At 63.2% G+C, this 15,626-nt stretch carries 11 protein-coding genes and 1 pseudogene; 9 read left to right on the top strand and 3 right to left on the bottom strand.

Going from position 1 to position 15,626, the window contains the following annotated elements:
• The 4 genes and pseudogenes from LL962_RS19600 to LL962_RS19585 form a co-directional block, all read left to right on the top strand.
• Positions 1 to 297 (top strand): hypothetical protein (locus LL962_RS19600; protein WP_228318116.1); only part of this gene is annotated, 297 nt, incomplete at its 5' end.
• The gene (locus tag LL962_RS19595; RefSeq protein WP_228318115.1) at positions 294 to 749 is read left to right on the top strand and encodes a hypothetical protein; all 456 of its coding nucleotides are present in this window, start codon (positions 294 to 296) and stop codon (positions 747 to 749) included. The genes LL962_RS19600 and LL962_RS19595, both read left to right, overlap by 4 nt.
• Before the next feature lie 21 nt (positions 750 to 770).
• Positions 771 to 1,904, top strand: a pseudogene (locus tag LL962_RS19590) (RHS repeat-associated core domain-containing protein); the annotation flags it as partial.
• Positions 1,901 to 2,263: a hypothetical protein gene (locus LL962_RS19585; RefSeq protein WP_228318114.1), complete on the top strand. Its 363-nt coding sequence runs from the start codon at positions 1,901 to 1,903 to the stop codon at positions 2,261 to 2,263. The pseudogene LL962_RS19590 and the gene LL962_RS19585, both read left to right, overlap by 4 nt.
• 254 nt (positions 2,264 to 2,517) lie before the next feature.
• On the opposite strand, the gene LL962_RS19580 is transcribed toward LL962_RS19585, so the two are convergent.
• The gene (locus LL962_RS19580) at positions 2,518 to 3,342 is read right to left on the bottom strand and encodes a carbonic anhydrase (protein ID WP_228318113.1); all 825 of its coding nucleotides are present in this window, start codon (positions 3,340 to 3,342) and stop codon (positions 2,518 to 2,520) included.
• Between the two features lie 573 nt (positions 3,343 to 3,915).
• On the opposite strand from LL962_RS19580, the gene mgtE reads away from it, so the two are divergent.
• Positions 3,916 to 5,283 carry a magnesium transporter gene (gene mgtE / locus LL962_RS19575; RefSeq protein ID WP_228318112.1) on the top strand — a complete coding sequence of 456 codons (1,368 nt, stop codon included), beginning with the start codon at positions 3,916 to 3,918 and terminating at the stop codon, positions 5,281 to 5,283.
• A gap of 225 nt (positions 5,284 to 5,508) precedes the next feature.
• Here mgtE and LL962_RS19570 read toward each other — a convergent pair whose 3' ends face one another.
• Together LL962_RS19570 and LL962_RS19565 are read right to left on the bottom strand one after the other, a co-directional pair.
• On the bottom strand, positions 5,509 to 5,835 hold the full coding sequence (locus LL962_RS19570) for a hypothetical protein (RefSeq protein WP_228318111.1): 327 nt from the start codon (positions 5,833 to 5,835) through the stop codon (positions 5,509 to 5,511).
• 150 nt (positions 5,836 to 5,985) lie between these two features.
• Positions 5,986 to 6,771, bottom strand: a complete 786-nt coding sequence (locus tag LL962_RS19565; RefSeq protein WP_228318110.1) for a DUF4198 domain-containing protein — start codon at positions 6,769 to 6,771, stop codon at positions 5,986 to 5,988.
• 198 nt (positions 6,772 to 6,969) lie between these two features.
• Between LL962_RS19565 and LL962_RS19560 the strand changes: the two genes are divergently transcribed.
• The 4 genes from LL962_RS19560 to LL962_RS19545 all read left to right on the top strand — a co-directional run bounded on the left by LL962_RS19560 (position 6,970) and on the right by LL962_RS19545 (position 15,180).
• Positions 6,970 to 9,678 carry a bifunctional acetate--CoA ligase family protein/GNAT family N-acetyltransferase gene (locus LL962_RS19560; protein ID WP_228318109.1) on the top strand — a complete coding sequence of 903 codons (2,709 nt, stop codon included), beginning with the start codon at positions 6,970 to 6,972 and terminating at the stop codon, positions 9,676 to 9,678.
• Between the two features lie 105 nt (positions 9,679 to 9,783).
• Positions 9,784 to 10,827, top strand: a complete 1,044-nt coding sequence (locus tag LL962_RS19555) for a DUF475 domain-containing protein (RefSeq protein WP_104587741.1) — start codon at positions 9,784 to 9,786, stop codon at positions 10,825 to 10,827.
• Between the two features lie 616 nt (positions 10,828 to 11,443).
• Positions 11,444 to 13,942 carry a ribonucleoside-diphosphate reductase subunit alpha gene (locus LL962_RS19550; RefSeq protein ID WP_228318108.1) on the top strand — a complete coding sequence of 833 codons (2,499 nt, stop codon included), beginning with the start codon at positions 11,444 to 11,446 and terminating at the stop codon, positions 13,940 to 13,942.
• A gap of 194 nt (positions 13,943 to 14,136) precedes the next feature.
• Positions 14,137 to 15,180 carry a ribonucleotide-diphosphate reductase subunit beta gene (locus LL962_RS19545; protein WP_005914812.1) on the top strand — a complete coding sequence of 348 codons (1,044 nt, stop codon included), beginning with the start codon at positions 14,137 to 14,139 and terminating at the stop codon, positions 15,178 to 15,180.
• The last annotated feature ends 446 nt before the right edge of the window (positions 15,181 to 15,626 follow it).

Raw genomic sequence — 15,626 nt, 5'->3', positions numbered from 1 at the left:
AAAACGCTTCTTCACGTCCAATCTCCTCGGGGTAGGGAATTGGACTCCAAACCAAGGTGCTACTCAAACTGGGGGGGGCGTCGTGCCGACAACGATCCATGGGTTGCCGCCCATGAAGCCGGACATTTAATGGATTTCTATTATAATTCTCGCCACGATATGTATGACATAATAGGTAAAAACCCTAGAAAGGCGAAGGCAGTCCCGGGGTGGGAGGGGAATATTATGGGTGAATATTTTGGGCTTCCTGATGATCGGGTTAGAGATATCATAAAAGATAGATTGGATTGCAAATGAATCGATTAATTTATATCGCTGTGTCGCTCATTCTTATTTCTGGCTGCGCCGCTGGCGGTTTCGAAGAAGTTAATATTAGTGGGGGTGATAATTACAATAGATCAATGGGAGTGTATAGATTAAGGGATGGCGAGATATTAGTAGTTTCTCCTGGAAAAGCTGATGCCGCCAGATCTGCTCTCGGAAACAAAGACTATGAGAAAATAAGCGTAGATCTCTTCAATAAAATAACCGGATTAAGTGAATATTATGCAGGGAGTAAAAATATTTTTATTGTAAAATCTAAAAAAGATGATATGAAAGGGGTGTATTCTGGATTTCTCAATCAAGGTAGGCTCAATTTGATCTACAACCATATGGGTGAATGCGGTCAGCTGGTGTCAGATATAGTTATCGTGGTAATGGATGCAGAATTGACTGAGCTGTCGAGCGGGTGCTCTGGAGCACTTTGAGAATGAACTGGGAAATCTAACAAGGAGGGCAGTACCGATACCGTGATCGACGGCTACAGCTACGATGCCACCGGCAATCGCTTGAGTGCCAAAATCGGCGGTGCCACTCAGGCCTACACCTATCCGACGACCAACCATCGTTTGAGTGCGGTCGCCGGCGTGGCGCGCACCTACTACAAGATGGGCAACACTCTCACCATCGGCGGCAAGGCACGCGAATACCTGTACGACACCACTGGCCGCATGACCCAGGTCAAGCGCGCAGGTGTCGCGGTCATGAACTACCGCTACAACGGCCGCGGCGAGCAGGTACGCCGCTACCTGGGCACCACCAATACCTACACGCTCTACGACGAGGCCGGTCATTGGCTGGGCGACTACGACACCAATGGCGCGCCCAAGCAGCAAGCGATCTGGCTGGACGACTTGCCGGTGGGCCTGCTGGCCAACGGCGGCCAACTGCACTACATCGAACCCGACCATCTCGGCAGCCCGCGCGTCGTCGTCGATGCTGCCCGCGACGTTGCGGTGTGGAGCTGGAGCCTGAAGGGCGAAGCTTTCGGCAACACCGCACCCAACCAGGACCCGGATGGCGATGGCACCGCGATGGTGTTCGACATGCGCTTCCCGGGGCAGCGTTTCGATGCAGCGAGCGGGTTCAATCAGAACTACTTCCGGGATTACGATGCGGCCACTGGTCGGTATGGGCAGAGTGATCCGATTGGGCTAAAAGCAGGAGTCGGTACATACGTTTATGTTGAAGGAAGCCCAGTCAGTCACGTGGATCCTTCTGGTCTTTGTGAAGACAAACCAAAAGAAGATTGTCTTGATACTGCTCTAAGTACCTACTCCATGGAGGAGTCAGTCAATTCGATTGTGGGATTTGGCGCCGGTTCTGCGCTCTTTGGTGGATCGGCGCAAGTAGTCAATAAATCAGCAATTAAGCCGCGCGGCGGGGTGGCTGGCGGCGGTCCAAGTGGGCGTTATACGAGCTACTCCAGACGTTACTTGGGAAATGGGGTTGGGAGAGCCATCGGCAGACTCGGGATAGGAACAGTGGTTAGGAGAGCTGGTATTCTCGGGGCAGGTGTTGGTGCAATAACAGAGCACGTTGAAGCGCTGAATGCTTTTATAAAATGTCGAGGTACTCAGTGATCGATTATGCTGCTAGAAGCATCGGGATTGAATTGCTGCGTAAGCTGGATGAAAACCGACTGTCTTCAGATGAATTTGAAGATGAATGGCCAAAAGAGTCTAAGGATAACGCAGTTAAGTCGATTGGATACTGGGTGTGGACTTTGTTTGACGACGAGCATGATTGCATTATTGAAATAAAGGAAAACTCGGAAGAAAAGACAATTCTGAGGAACTCAATTGAGTTTTTGATTTCAGATAAAATCTTGCATCCGAAAATGTTTGGCCGATATGAGAAGATAAAAAGAATACTTTCAGAGGGTAAGGAGTGGGTAGGATGTGAGTTGCCCTGGCATAAAAAATGGCCCTTCCCTGAATAGGTGCGCGCTTTGAGTATTCCAGCGGCTTGTTAGAAGGCTGAGTTGGCTTCGATTAGGTCGGTGAAACCAGCCCAGATTGTCATAGACACTACGTGTGTCTACGTGCATCTACGTGACGATGCGTCACATGTGTAGCGAGAGTTACGATACCGATGGCGGGAACGGTGCGCTGACTCACTGAGTGCAGTACTTGCGTGGTGAGTGCGACAGGCGATGCGTGCAGACCACGCATCGCCGACCCGCAACGCAGGAAATCAGTGGCTTTTGAGCAGGAAACGCCGATCCAACGGCTGTAGCGGGCGCGCATTGAACGGATAGACGCGTTCGAAGGCGTTGATCTGTTCTTCCGACACCTGCACCGGCTGCGCCAGTACCACCCAGTCCACCGTTTCGCTGCACGGCGGTGTGGTCAGCGATCCTTCGTAGCGGAAGAAGCTGCGGCGATCGGTGGGCAGGAAGTCGCTGGCGCGCACCGTTGCATCGGCGACGTGCTGGGTCTGGTGTTTGTCCTTGGGCATGGCATCCAGCACGCGCTGGAAGGCCGGGTTGGCTTTGCCGGTTTCGAAGAAGATCGCCAGCACGCCCAGGGTGCCGTCCGGGCCCTGATGCACGATGTGCGCCTCCATCGGAAAGCGCCGGCCATTCAACAGGTGTTCGCTGGGGTGGTGGAAGTGCAGCTGCATCGCCTGGTACTGCTTGCCGCCGGTGGACATGCTGCCGCCGTCGTGCAGGTCCAGTTGGATGGAGTGGCCGGTGTTGTTCACCACCAGCGGAACGGCGCCGTAGTGCAGCAGCAGGCTGCCCAGGTTGGCATCGATGGCGGCTTTCAGGTCGATCGGACTATTCTGCTGGCCGTTGCCGCAGAGCGCGTTTTCCTTGGCCAGGTCGGCCCAGTGTTCGGCACCTTCCGGACCGGTATAGCCCCATTCGTGAGCGTCGTGCGGGGCAGTCTCATGGGCCTGTACGGGTGCGCTGGCAGGCAGTTGGGTCTGCGCGGTGGCAACTGCTCCCCAGCCGGCCATCAGGCACAGGCACGCTGGGCTGACACGACGCAACAGCGACGACAAGGAGGACGGCATGGGTGGCTCCGAAGATAGGGTGGTGGCGGTGTGGTGGATGCCGGCGCCGTCGCGCGACGCACTCGACGGCCGTGCCGGAAGCGGACTCTAGCAGCGAGCGCAGCAACCCGTTGCCACTTTGCGACGACCGGTAGCGGCAAATGGATGACCGCGACGGCAGCGCTAGCGGCGAGGGATGCGGCGGTGACAAGGGCCGCCTGGCGAAGTCCGGCATTCCGGCATTCCGCCGGCCGTTGTGGCCATCATGCGCAGTGCTCGATGCCGCGGGTCGGCACAGCGGATGGTGCTGGCCCGCTGTGCCAGTGCCGTGTGGCAGGCTGCTGCCCAGCCCATGCCCCCGTTTCGGAGGCGAACATGAGCGGGCATCGCACAGGGCATTGACCAAGCTGCCTCATGCGCGCAGACTGCGCCGCGCCGCCGCCCGGATCACCGGCCGGTGCGCACCTTTCGGAGCCTTTCACCATGTCCAGCGACAGTCACCCTAGACCCGGGTCGATGACCTGGTTGGCGCGCGCCTGAGGCTTTGAGGTTCGCCAGCCGTCATCGACGACGGTCGTCACCAGGCGAACCACCATGTACGACGAGACCCTGCGCCTTGCCCAAGGCGTCGATGCATTGACCGCCCCCCTGGCCGAACTCAACACGGCCGATGCGGTGGAGTACCTCAACACCCTCGATCGCGCCGCTGCAGCGCAGCTGTTGGCCGCGTTGCCTTTGCCGCGTGCGGTGAAGTTGCTCGAGCAACCCGAGCTGCGCGATGCGAGCGCGCTGGTCGCGCAATTGCCCGCCGAACAGGCCGCGTCCCTGCTCGGGCAGATGGCCGCCGACCGCGCCACCGATATCTTCCATGGACTGGATGCCGAGCAACGCCAGCCGTTGCTGTGGCTGCTCAGCGCCGAGGCACGGTTGTCGATCCAGGCGCTGATGCGCTACCCGCCCAACACCGCCGGCGCGCTGATGACCACCGAGTTCGTGGCGGTGCCGGCCGACTGGACGGTGGGCCGCACCCTGCAGCACATCCGCGCGGTGGAGCGCAGCCGCGAGACGGTCTACGCGATCTATCTGCTCGATCCGCACAGCCGCGTGCTGCAGCAGGTGGTGACCATGCGCCGGCTGATCACCGGCGCTGCGGATGCGCCGATCCTGGAGGTGGCGCAGGTCAATCCGCCGATCAGCGTGGATCCGGCGCTGGACCAGGAAGAAGTGGCGCGGTTGATCCGCCGCCACGATCTGCTGGCGATCCCGGTGGTGGATCGGCATGGCCATGTACTGGGTATCGTCACCGTGGACGATGTGCTGGATGCGCTGATCGCCGAATCCACCGAGGACGTGCACAAGTTCGGTGGCATGGAAGCGCTGGACAAGCCCTATATGCAGATCGGCTTCGGGCAGATGATCAAGAAGCGCGCCGGTTGGCTGAGCGTGCTGTTCCTGGGCGAGATGCTCACCGCCAGCGCGATGCAGCACTTCGAGGACGAGCTGTCCAAGGCAGTGGTGCTGACCTTGTTCATTCCCTTGATCATGAGTTCGGGCGGCAATTCCGGTTCGCAGGCCACCTCCTTGCTGATCCGCTCGCTGGCGTTGCGCGAACTGCGTCTGCGCGATTGGTGGAAGGTGGCCCTGCGCGAGCTGCCCACCGGCGTGACCCTGGGCGCGATCCTGGGCGTGCTGGCGATCGTGCGCATCGCGATCTGGCAGAACGCCGGCCTGTACGACTACGGCCCGCACTGGCAGATGGTGGCGTTGACCATCGGTGCGGCGCTGGTGGGCATCGTCACCTTCGGTTCGTTGTCCGGTTCGATGCTGCCGTTCGTGCTGCAACGCTTCGGCTTCGACCCGGCCAGCGCCTCGGCGCCGTTCGTGGCGACCCTGGTGGATGTCACCGGGCTGGTGATCTACTTCAGCATCGCCGCGCTGATCCTCAGCGGCACGCTGCTGTAGCGCTGCAGGCGATGGCATGGTGCGCGGCCAGCGGTGCGCATCATGCCATGGCCGATGGCGGCGATGGTCGAGGTGCCGCATGCGTTGCGGCACCTCCTCCCTGTCGATTGACCCGGCGTATCGGAGCCTCGCGCAGCGCAGCATGCGCAGCTCACTCGGTACTCTCCATTCGGTCCTGCACCGCTGCACGAATGCCGTGCAGCGGTGCGCCGCGGCTGTTGCGTTTCAGAACGTGACGTACACCGTGGCGCGCAGGTTGCGCCCCGGCTCGCTATAGCGGCCGATACCGTCGTCGGTGGCATAGCCATACAGATAGAAATCGCCACGGGTGACATTGCGGATACGCGCCCATTGCCAGTAGCGCTCATCGAACAGGTTGGTGAAGTCGGCCGCGGTGATCCGGCCGTCGTGGGCGTCGTCGTGTTGCGTGATGAAGGCCTGCACATTGTTGCCGTGCCCGCCGAGCAACGGACGCGGGGCGGATTGGGCGGTGGCGAGGGTGGGAAGCAGCAGCGCGCACAGGCACGCGCCGGCCAGGGAGCGAGGGTTCATGGATTGCCTCGTGAGGGGAACATGTCGGGCCGCGGCGCCGGGTCTACCGGTACATCGCCGCGTGCGGGTGAGGGTGTGGCCGGCCGATGCGTGCGCGCCGACACCGGCATGCCGCGTGGAACGTGCAACCGCCGCAGCGGTTGCGTAGCGCTATTGCTCCAGCACCTGGAAGGTGAGCGTGGTGCTGTTGCTGTACTCGCGCACCGGCGCGTCGGCCGGCGCGCCGGTGCGATGGCGGGTCAGTGCCAGCCAGGTGCCGGCCTGGTCCAGCTTCAAGCGTGCGCGGCCTGTGGCATCGGTGGTCACGCTGACCAGCTTGGGCTTGCGGTCGGAAGTCCACACCGCCTCGCTGATCTCCACGTTCTGATTGGCCAGCGGGGCGCCGTCGTACTGCACCGTGAAGTCGAACGTCTCCCCGACGTACAGATCGTTGGGGTGCGTGACCGGGATCAGCTCCAGGCCGCGGTTGCTCGCGGCCAGGGCGGTGCGATCGGGCTTGCCGACGCTCAGATAGGTCTGTGCCAGGGTGCGCGACTGGAAGCTGGCAACCAGCGTGGCGCCCTGCGGCATCGGGATCTTCGGATCACGCACCGTTTCGCGTTTGCCGTTGTGCTCCCAGGTGCGGAATTGCGCACCCACGCGCAGGCCGGTGCTGAAACGATAGGTGCCGGCTTGTTTGCCCAGGGTGTGTTCGACGACGGTGCGGGTATCGAACCCCTGCACACGCGATGGTGCGGTATCGCCGCCATCGGGTCCGGTGATGCTGAAGCGGCTCTGGTCGAACGCCGCTTCCGGAACGAAGAAGGTCTCGGCGAACGCTGCATCCAGGGTTACGGTCTGACCGGGCTGCGGAGCGAACGTGCTCGGTGCCAGATACGGGGTGTGCGCGGAGGCGGAGGCCGCAAGCAACAGCGCCGACAGCGTCAGATATTTCATGGGGAGCCCTGTTCCGAATGAGTCGCTGGCGGACGGGGCGCAGGCGCGCACGGGCTGGCTGATGACGCGATATTAACGAAAATGCGAATCGTTCACAATGAGGGTGTGCACTGTCGCGCTGATCGCCGTCTCGCGATCCATGACGTTGGCGCTGCCTGACGTGTACCGTAGCGCGATGGCATTGTTCTCCCCCGCACGATGAGTACCTACCACCTGCAGCAGGTCTTTCGCCCCGGCACCGTCGCGGTGGTGGGCGGCAGCCCGCGCGAGCGCTCGGCCGGGCGGGCGGTGGTGCGCAATCTGCGTGCGTCTGGATTTCCTGGCCAGATCGGTTGGGTCAGCCCGCGCTACAGCGAGATCGACGGCGTGCGCACGGTCGCGCGGCTGACCGATCTGCCATGGGTGCCGGACCTGGTGGTGATCACCGCACCGGCGCGCATCGTGCCGCGTATCGTCTCCATCGCCGCGCGGCGCGGGGTGGCCGCGGCGATCATTCTCACCGCCGGGCTGGGCAGCGGTCCCGGCTCGCCGGCGGCACGCGTGGAAGCGGCCGCGCGCGCCAAGGGACTGCGCATTCTCGGCCCGCATTGCCTGGGGGTGATCGCCCCGCACGCGCGGCTCAACGCCAGCATCGCCGCGCATTGCCCGCAGGCCGGCGATCTGGCGCTGATCTCCGAATCCAGCGCCATTGCCGCCGCACTGGTGGAATGGGGCGTGGCGCGCTCGGTGGGGTTCTCGGCGGTGGTGTCGCTGGGCGATACGCTGGATGTGGATTTCGGCGATCTGCTGGATTACTTCGCCACCGACTACCGCACCCGCGCGATCCTGCTCTACGTCGAACGCATCGGCGATGCGCGCAAGTTCATGTCGGCCGCGCGTGCGGCCGCGCGCGCCAAGCCGGTGGTGGTGGTCAAATCCGGTCGCCAGTTCCGCATCGATCCCAATGCCGACACCCACGCGCAGGCGCTGGCCGGCTCGGATGCGGTGTACGGCGCGGCGTTCGCGCGCGCTGGCCTGTTGCGGGTGGGCGCGCTGGACGAGTTGTTCGCCGCTGCCGAAACGCTGGGCCGGCTGGGCAGTTTCCCCGGCCGGCGGCTGGCCATCCTGAGCAATGGCGGCGGAGTGGGGCAGCTGGCGGTGGATCAACTGGTGCTGCGCGGCGGCACCCTGGCCGAGTTGTCGGCCAAGACGCTGGAAAGACTCGATCAGTCGCTGCCCGACGGCTGGTCGCGCAGCAATCCGGTGGACATCATCGTCGACGCCGACGGCGCGCGCTATGCCGCGGCCATCGAAGCGCTGCTGGACGATGCGGAGAACGATGCGCTGCTGGTGGTCAACGTGCCCACCGCGTTCACCTCTTCGGCCGATGCGGCCAAGGCGCTGACCCGCGCGCTGGAGCAGCGCAACCGCTATCAGCGCGACAAGCCGGTCTTCGCGGTGTGGCTGGGCCAGGACGATGCGGCCATCGCCGCGCTCAACGCCGCGCGCGTGCCTACCTATGCCACCGAATCGGACGCGGTGCGCGGTTTCACCCACCTGGTGCGCTACCGCGAGGCCCAGGCGGCGTTGATGGAAACCCCGCCCAGCCTGCCGGAAGACTTCGTGGTGGATGCCGGCATCGTGCGCACGCTGGTGGAAGACGCGTTGGCCGCCGGCCGGCGCTGGCTGGACCCGGTCGCCACCAACCGCCTGCTGGCCGCCTACGGCATCCCGGTGGTGCCGCTGCAGGTGGCCGCCACCGCCAACGACGCCGCCCTGCTGGCCGACCCGCTCCTGGCGGTCGGGCGCACGGTGACCTTGAAAGTGTTGTCCAGCGGGATCGCGCACAAGTCCGATGTGGATGGGGTGCGCCTGAACCTGTCCAGCGTGGCGGCGGTGCGCGAGGCAGCGACCGGCATCCTGGCGCGAGCGCGCGCCGCGCATCCTGACGCGGCGATCGAGGGGGTGATCGTGCAGCCGACGGTGCTGCGGCCGAAGGCGCGCGAACTGATCGCCGGGATCGCCGACGATCCGGTGTTCGGGCCGGTGATCGTGTTCGGGCGTGGCGGTACCGCGGTGGAGGTCATCAACGACCGCGAGCTTGCCCTGCCGCCGCTGGACCTGCGCCTGGCCCACGAGCTGATCGGCCGCACCCGCGTCTCGCGCATCCTCAAGGCCTACCGCGACGTGCCGGCCGCCGACGAGCGCGCGGTGGCGCTGGTGCTGGTCAAGCTGGCGCAGCTGGCCGCCGACATCCCCGAGATCACCGAGCTGGACATCAATCCGCTGCTGGCCGACCGCGATGGCGTGATCGCGCTGGACGCCCGTGTGGCGGTGGCCCCGGCGCGCAAGCTGCACAAGGGGCGCGGCCACCCGCGCTTTGCGATCTTTCCGTACCCGAAGGAATGGGAGCGCCAGATCGGCCTGGGCGACGGCACCCATGCGCTGGTGCGCCCGGTGCGGCCGGAAGACGACGCGCTGTTCCGCGCCTTCTTCGCTCGCGTCACCGACGAGGACCTGCGCCTGCGCTTCTTCCAGTCGGTGAAGCATTTCAGCCACGAGTTCATCGCCCGGCTGACCCAGCTCGACTACGCCCGCTCGATCGCGCTGGTGGCCATCGACCCCAGGACCGGCGACATGCTGGGCGCGGTGCGCCTGCACGCCGATGCCGATTACGAGCGCGGCGAATACGGCATCCTGATCCGCTCGGATCTCAAGGGCCACGGCATCGGCTGGCAGCTGATGCGCATCATGATCGAGTACGCGCGCTGGCTGGGGCTCAAGCAGATCGAAGGCCAGGTGCTGCGCGAGAACCGCACCATGCTGGCGATGTGCCAGAGCCTGGGCTTCGGCGTGCACCCGGATCCGGACGATGCCAGCCTGATGACAGTGACACTCCCTATAATGGGCGGGCCGCGCCCGGCCTGACGCCCCGTCACGCCGCGGTCCCCCATCCTCACCGCACGCCGGATCCGCCGGGCCTTGCCCCGGCCCGTTGCTTCGGCTGTCGTCTCGGCCCGCCTGGGAGTGTCAATGTTTCGCGATTTCAGAATGTCGTTCGTGGTCACCGCGATCTGCCTGGGCCTGGCGGCCTGGTGGGGTCATAGCTCGTCCCTGGGGATCTGGCAGGCCTTGTGGTTATGCCTGGTGCTGAGCGTGCTGGAGGTGTCGCTGTCGTTCGACAACGCCGTGGTCAACGCCGGCGTGCTCAAGCATATGAACGAGTTCTGGCGGAAACTGTTCCTGACCGTGGGCATCCTGATCGCGGTGTTCGGTATGCGCCTGGTGTTCCCGATCGTGATCGTGTCGGTGGCCACCGGCATGGGCCTGGTGCCGGTGATGCAGATGGCACTGAAGGAGCCGGACCGCTACAGCCAGGTGCTGACCGATCACTATCCGTCCATCGCCGCCTTCGGCGGCATGTTCCTGCTGCTGGTGTTCCTGAACTTCCTGTTCGACCAGGAGCGCAAGCTGCACTGGCTGGGGCCGGTGGAGCGGCTGGTCGGCAAGCTGGGCAAGGCCGATGCGATGTCGGTGATCGTGGCGGTGTCGGTGCTGCTGGGCACCAAGCTGTTCCTGCCCGAGGCGATCTTCCAGAGCGTGTTGTTCGCCGGGCTGGGCGGCATCCTGCTGTATCTGCTGGTCGGCAGCGTGGACGCGTTGTTCGAGGCCGAAGACAGCGAGGACGGCGGCGTGGGCCCGGCCAAGCGCTCGGGCATCGCCGCCTTCCTGTACCTGGAAGTGCTGGACGCCTCGTTCTCCTTCGATGGCGTGATCGGCGCCTTCGCCATCACCCGCGATGTGGTGATCATCATGCTGGGCCTGGCGATCGGTGCGATGTTCGTGCGCTCGATGACGGTATACCTGGTGCACAAGGGCACACTGGACGAGTTCGTGTTCCTGGAGCACGGCGCCCATTACGCCATCGGCGTGCTGGCCATCATCATGCTGGTGGGCACCGTCTACCACGTGCCGGAGGTCCTCACCGGCCTGATCGGCGTGGCCTTCATCGCCGCCTCGGTGTGGTCCTCGATCCGCTACCGCAAGCGCAACCATCTCGGGCCGACCGAGATCTGAGCGGCGCCGCGGCGGTGGCGGTGGATGCGGGCCGACGCCTGCCGAGGCGCCAGCGGTGGCCTGGCGCAGCGACAGAAAAAGTGCGACCGATACCACGGTTGGTGTGGACGTCGAGTGAGCGCGTCAGCCGGTTCAGAAGCTTCCCGACTTGACCTGCGCAGTCGGATTCGTCCTCCGGCCGTCGCGCCTGACCGCTCGTCCGAGCAGCCCGTTACGCCACAAGGCCTGCGCGGATTTCTCCACATTTGGTGTTGACCCTCTGGGGGCACCCCACTATCTTGGGGTTCGGTGGTGACCGCCCCCCAAGTGGCACCGAATGACGACGCGGATGCGCAAGCCGCATCGCCTGTGGCTCCCCGCGCAGCGGCCCGAACGCGTTCCGGCAGTGCCGCGGGCGCTGCGGGATCCGACGACGGCAGCGCGTCACCACCGACCAACCATCACGCGACAGCACACCGCGTGATGGCGGCCATGGGACTTCGGAAGAATTGGTAGGAGATGCTGCCGTGGGCCATGGGGTCGCGCGTGGTGTGTCCGGTCTGGTCAATGCCGTCCGAAGCCCACCGGCTGTCGCCTGCTCCCCAAGCGGGTTCGTGTGCCTACGCATGGAGGACGCATGACCACCAACGACACCCTTTCCGCGATCGCCGCCGGTACCGCAGCACCCACCAGCGTTCCTGCCAGCGTTGCCGCGCCCGCCTGTGGCGCGCCGGAATTGACCGACCCGTCGGACATCGTGCCGCCTCCCCGCCAAGCCATTGCAATGCACGCACAGACCATCGAAGAACAAAACGTCTCCACCTGGATCACCAAGGAAGCCGGTAACCGCCGGATTCCGTTCGAGCCGCAGCGCCTGGAGCGCGCCATCGACCAGATCCATGCCGAGTTCCCGCAGCTGGACGTGGCCGACTACAAGCGCTCGGTGTTCGGCTTCGTGGAGCGCAAGGACAGCGTCAACGCCGACGACCTGGTGGACCACCTGATCCGTGAGGCCGAAGCCCGCGTCGATCTGACCACCCCGGAGTGGGAACACTTCGCCGCGCGCCTGTACCTGCGCCGGCTGTACAAGCGCGCCAGCCGTAACCGCTTCTACGACGCCAGCCAGAAGTACGGCTCGTTCGTGGGCCTGCATGAGAGCCTGGCCGACCGCAATGTCTATTCCAACGACATCCTGCGCCGCTATTCCAAGGACGAACTGATCGAAGCCGGGCAGATGATCGAGCCCGAGCGCGACAAGCTGTTCGCCTATAACGGCCTGTACCTGCTGGCCACCCGTTACTTGGCCACCGACAGCTCGCGCGGCGTGTTCGAACTGCCGCAGGAGCGCTGGCTGACGATTGCGCTGTATCTGATGCAGGACGAGATCGGCACCGGCAAGGGCAGCCGCGAGCGCCGCATGCAGCTGGTGGGCGAGGCCTACTGGGCGCTGTCCAACCTGTACATGACCGTGGCCACCCCGACCCTGGCCAATGCCGGCAAGGTCGGCGGCCAGCTGTCGAGCTGCTTCATCGACACCGTCGACGACAGCCTGCAGGGCATCTACGACTCCAATACCGACGTGGCGCGCGTGTCCAAGCACGGCGGCGGCGTGGGCGCCTACCTGGGCTATGTGCGTTCGTCGGGCTCGGCGATCCGCGGCGTGTCCAACTCCTCCGGCGGCGTGGTGCCGTGGATCAAGCAGCTCAACAACACCGCCGTGTCGGTGGACCAGCTGGGCCAGCGCAAGGGCGCCATCGCGGTCTACCTGGACATCTTCCACCGCGACATCGAAGCGTTCCTGGACCTGCGCCTGAACAACGGAGACCAGCGCCTGCGTGCGCACGACGTGTTCACCTCGGTGTGCATCCCCGACCTGTTCATGGAAGCGGTCGAGCGCCGCGGCGACTGGTACCTGTTCGATCCGCACGAAGTGAAGCGGATCAAGGGCTGGTATCTGCAGGACTTCTTCGACGAGAAGAAGGGCGATGCCAACGGCAGTTTCCGCCGCAAGTACGAAGAAGTCGTCGCCGACGAGCGCATCACGCGCAAGACCGTCAAGGCGATCGAGATCTTCAAGCGCATCATGGTCAGCCAGCTGGAAACCGGCAATCCGTTCATGTTCTATCGCGACGAGGTCAATCGCAAGAACCCGAACAAGCACGAGGGCATGGTCTATTCGTCCAACCTGTGCACCGAGATCCTGCAGAACATGAGCCCGACGCGCATGATGCAGGAGATCATCAGCGGCAATCAGATCGTCACCACCAAGAAGGCCGGCGACTTCGTGGTGTGCAACCTGTCCTCGATCAACCTGGGCCGCGCGATCACCGTGCAGGCCGACCAGGCCGATCTGCTGGGCGCCGACGTGCTGGAGCGCTTGATCCCGATCCAGGTGCGCATGCTCGACAACGTCATCGACCTCAACCAGCTGCCGGTGCCGCAGGCCACCATCACCAACCAGAAGTACCGCGCCATTGGCCTGGGCACCTTCGGTTGGCATCACCTGCTGGCGCAGAAGAGCATCCACTGGAATGCCAAGGAAGCCGAGGACTACAGCGACGAGCTGTACGAGCGCATCAACTACCTGACCATCCAGGCGAGCATGGAGCTGGCCAAGGAAAAGGGCACCTACAGCGTGTTCCGCGGCAGCGACTGGCACAACGGCGAGTACTTCCGTGCACGCGACTACAACAGCCCGCAGTGGCTGGAGCTGTCGGCGCAGGTGGCGGTCAATGGCGTGCGCAATGCCTGGATGCTGGCGGTGGCGCCGAACATGAGCACCGCCCAGATCGCCGGCTCCACCGCGTCGATCGACCCGATCTACAGCGCGTTCTACTACGAAGAAAAGAAGGATTTCCGTCGTCCGGTCGCCGCACCCGGCCTGTCGCTGGAGACCTGGCCGTACTACGAAAAGGGCGCCTACAAGGTCGACCAGTTCGCCAGCGTGCGCCAGAACGCGCGTCGCCAGCGGCACGTGGACCAGTCGATCAGTTTCAACTTCTACGTGCCTAGCACCATCCGTGCGAGCACGCTGCTGGACCTGCACATGACCGCCTGGCGCGAAGGCCTGAAGACCACGTACTACGTGCGTTCCAACGATATCGATATCAGTGAGTGCGAGTGGTGTTCGAGCTAAAGCGCATTCAGTAGCTAAGCGCATTCGCGCTTCGCTTCCACGGTTCGCGTTGCGAACCGTGGACCCTGCTTCACCAGCTCCCACACCCCGCGCCTTCGGCGCGCCCCCTCACTCAGGGGGCTTTCCTCCAGAACGATTGCTGCTGTTGTCCCTGCTGTACGCGTGGGCGACGCCTGAAATACGAGTAGAAACCCATGTCCGCAACACCGCTCGACCGCATCAAGATCCTTGAGCCGCGCAACCCGAACCGTTCGACCGGCATCATCAACGGTCAGACCTCCGGCATCCTCAACTGGAACGACATCCCGTACCCGTCCTTCTATCGGGCCTACAAGGAATTGTCGACCAACTTCTGGATCCCCGACGAGGTGGACATGAAGGGCGATGCGCGCCAGTACAACGAGCTGTCGGCGCGCGAAAAGAATGCCTACGATTCGATCATCGGCCTGCTGGCCACGCTGGATTCGCCGCAGACGCGTTTCATCTACAACGTGGCCGAATACATCACCGACCCGGCCGCGCACGCCAATGCCGCGATCATCGGCCAGCAGGAAGTGATCCATAACGAGAGCTACAGCTACGTGCTGGCCTCGATCACCGGCCTGGCCGACCAGAACCGCGTGTTCGAGATCGCGCGCACGCACCCGACCATCATCAAGCGCAACGCGCCGATCATGGGCGCCTACGAAGACTTCATGCGTGAGAAGACGGCCGAAACGCTGATCCGTTCGCTGATCCAGTCCTCGATCCTGGAAGGCATCAACTTCTATTCCGGCTTTGCGTATTTCTACAATCTGGTGCGCCAGAACCGCATGACCGGCACCGGCAAGATCATCAGCTTCATCAACCGCGACGAGCTGGCGCATTCGAAGTTCATCAGCGAGCTGATTCGCGCCATCATCGGCGAGAACCAGGCGCTGCAGGGCGACGAGCTCACCGACTACGTGCACAAGGCCTTCGAACACGCGATCGACCTGGAAACCCAGTGGACCGCCGAAGTGCTGGACGGCATCGACGGCATCGACGTGGACGAGATGATCCGCTACGTGAAGTACCGCGCCAACAAGATGGCCGGCATGCTCGGCATCGAGAAGCTGTACGAAGGCGCCAACGACAACGTGATGCCATGGATCAAGGCCTACGCCGACAACTTCACCGAGACCAAGACCGACTTCTTCGAGATGCGCAATGCCTCGTACAAGAAGACCAACTCGGATAACGGCTTCGACGATCTGTAAAGCGCTGCAAAAAAAAGAACCCGCCACTGTGGGCGGGTTCTAGATTGATCTTTTACAACTCAGTTGATTCAGATCAAACGAGTGGCTGTGTGCGCGCTAACGCACAGTAGCCACTCGATGCCCGGGATAGACGGATGCTAGAGGCGATCCGCACTACACCAGATTTGGAGCTTCGTCAACAATTCGACTCGCTGACCACCAGCATCCTACAGAGAGTTGGCCGCTAGGCCTAGTGCCGCCGGTCGCATTTCGTAGGATAGCCAGTTCCATTTCCACCGGTTCATTGCGCCTCTTTTGATCAAGAGGTCAACATGAAAACTCTCTTCAAGAGTGTGTTCGTGCATTCGTACACCAGGTTCCGAAATGGACGCCTGGAGAATGTGTGCCAACACTTTCGTTCACTGCCTAGCCATTAATTTGCAGGCGTGATCTCTGGGGACATGGGA

The sequence above is a fragment of the Xanthomonas sp. NCPPB 1067 genome, assembly GCF_020783795.1.
GTDB lineage: Bacteria > Pseudomonadota > Gammaproteobacteria > Xanthomonadales > Xanthomonadaceae > Xanthomonas > Xanthomonas melonis.
Note: the sequence above shows the minus strand (reverse complement) of the source record. Positions and strands in the feature narration are given on the sequence as shown.

Excerpts from the sequence above, each read along its gene's own strand:
- LL962_RS19595 (WP_228318115.1), top strand. The coding sequence starts at position 294 with ATGAATCGATTAATTTATATCGCTGTGTCGCTCATTCTTATTTCTGGC.
- LL962_RS19555 (WP_104587741.1), top strand. The coding sequence starts at position 9,784 with ATGTTTCGCGATTTCAGAATGTCGTTCGTGGTCACCGCGATCTGCCTG.
- LL962_RS19550 (WP_228318108.1), top strand. The coding sequence starts at position 11,444 with ATGACCACCAACGACACCCTTTCCGCGATCGCCGCCGGTACCGCAGCA.
- LL962_RS19565 (WP_228318110.1), bottom strand. The coding sequence starts at position 6,771 with ATGAAATATCTGACGCTGTCGGCGCTGTTGCTTGCGGCCTCCGCCTCC.
- LL962_RS19545 (WP_005914812.1), top strand. The coding sequence starts at position 14,137 with ATGTCCGCAACACCGCTCGACCGCATCAAGATCCTTGAGCCGCGCAAC.
- LL962_RS19580 (WP_228318113.1), bottom strand. The coding sequence starts at position 3,342 with ATGCCGTCCTCCTTGTCGTCGCTGTTGCGTCGTGTCAGCCCAGCGTGC.
- LL962_RS19570 (WP_228318111.1), bottom strand. The coding sequence starts at position 5,835 with ATGAACCCTCGCTCCCTGGCCGGCGCGTGCCTGTGCGCGCTGCTGCTT.
- mgtE (WP_228318112.1), top strand. The coding sequence starts at position 3,916 with ATGTACGACGAGACCCTGCGCCTTGCCCAAGGCGTCGATGCATTGACC.
- LL962_RS19560 (WP_228318109.1), top strand. The coding sequence starts at position 6,970 with ATGAGTACCTACCACCTGCAGCAGGTCTTTCGCCCCGGCACCGTCGCG.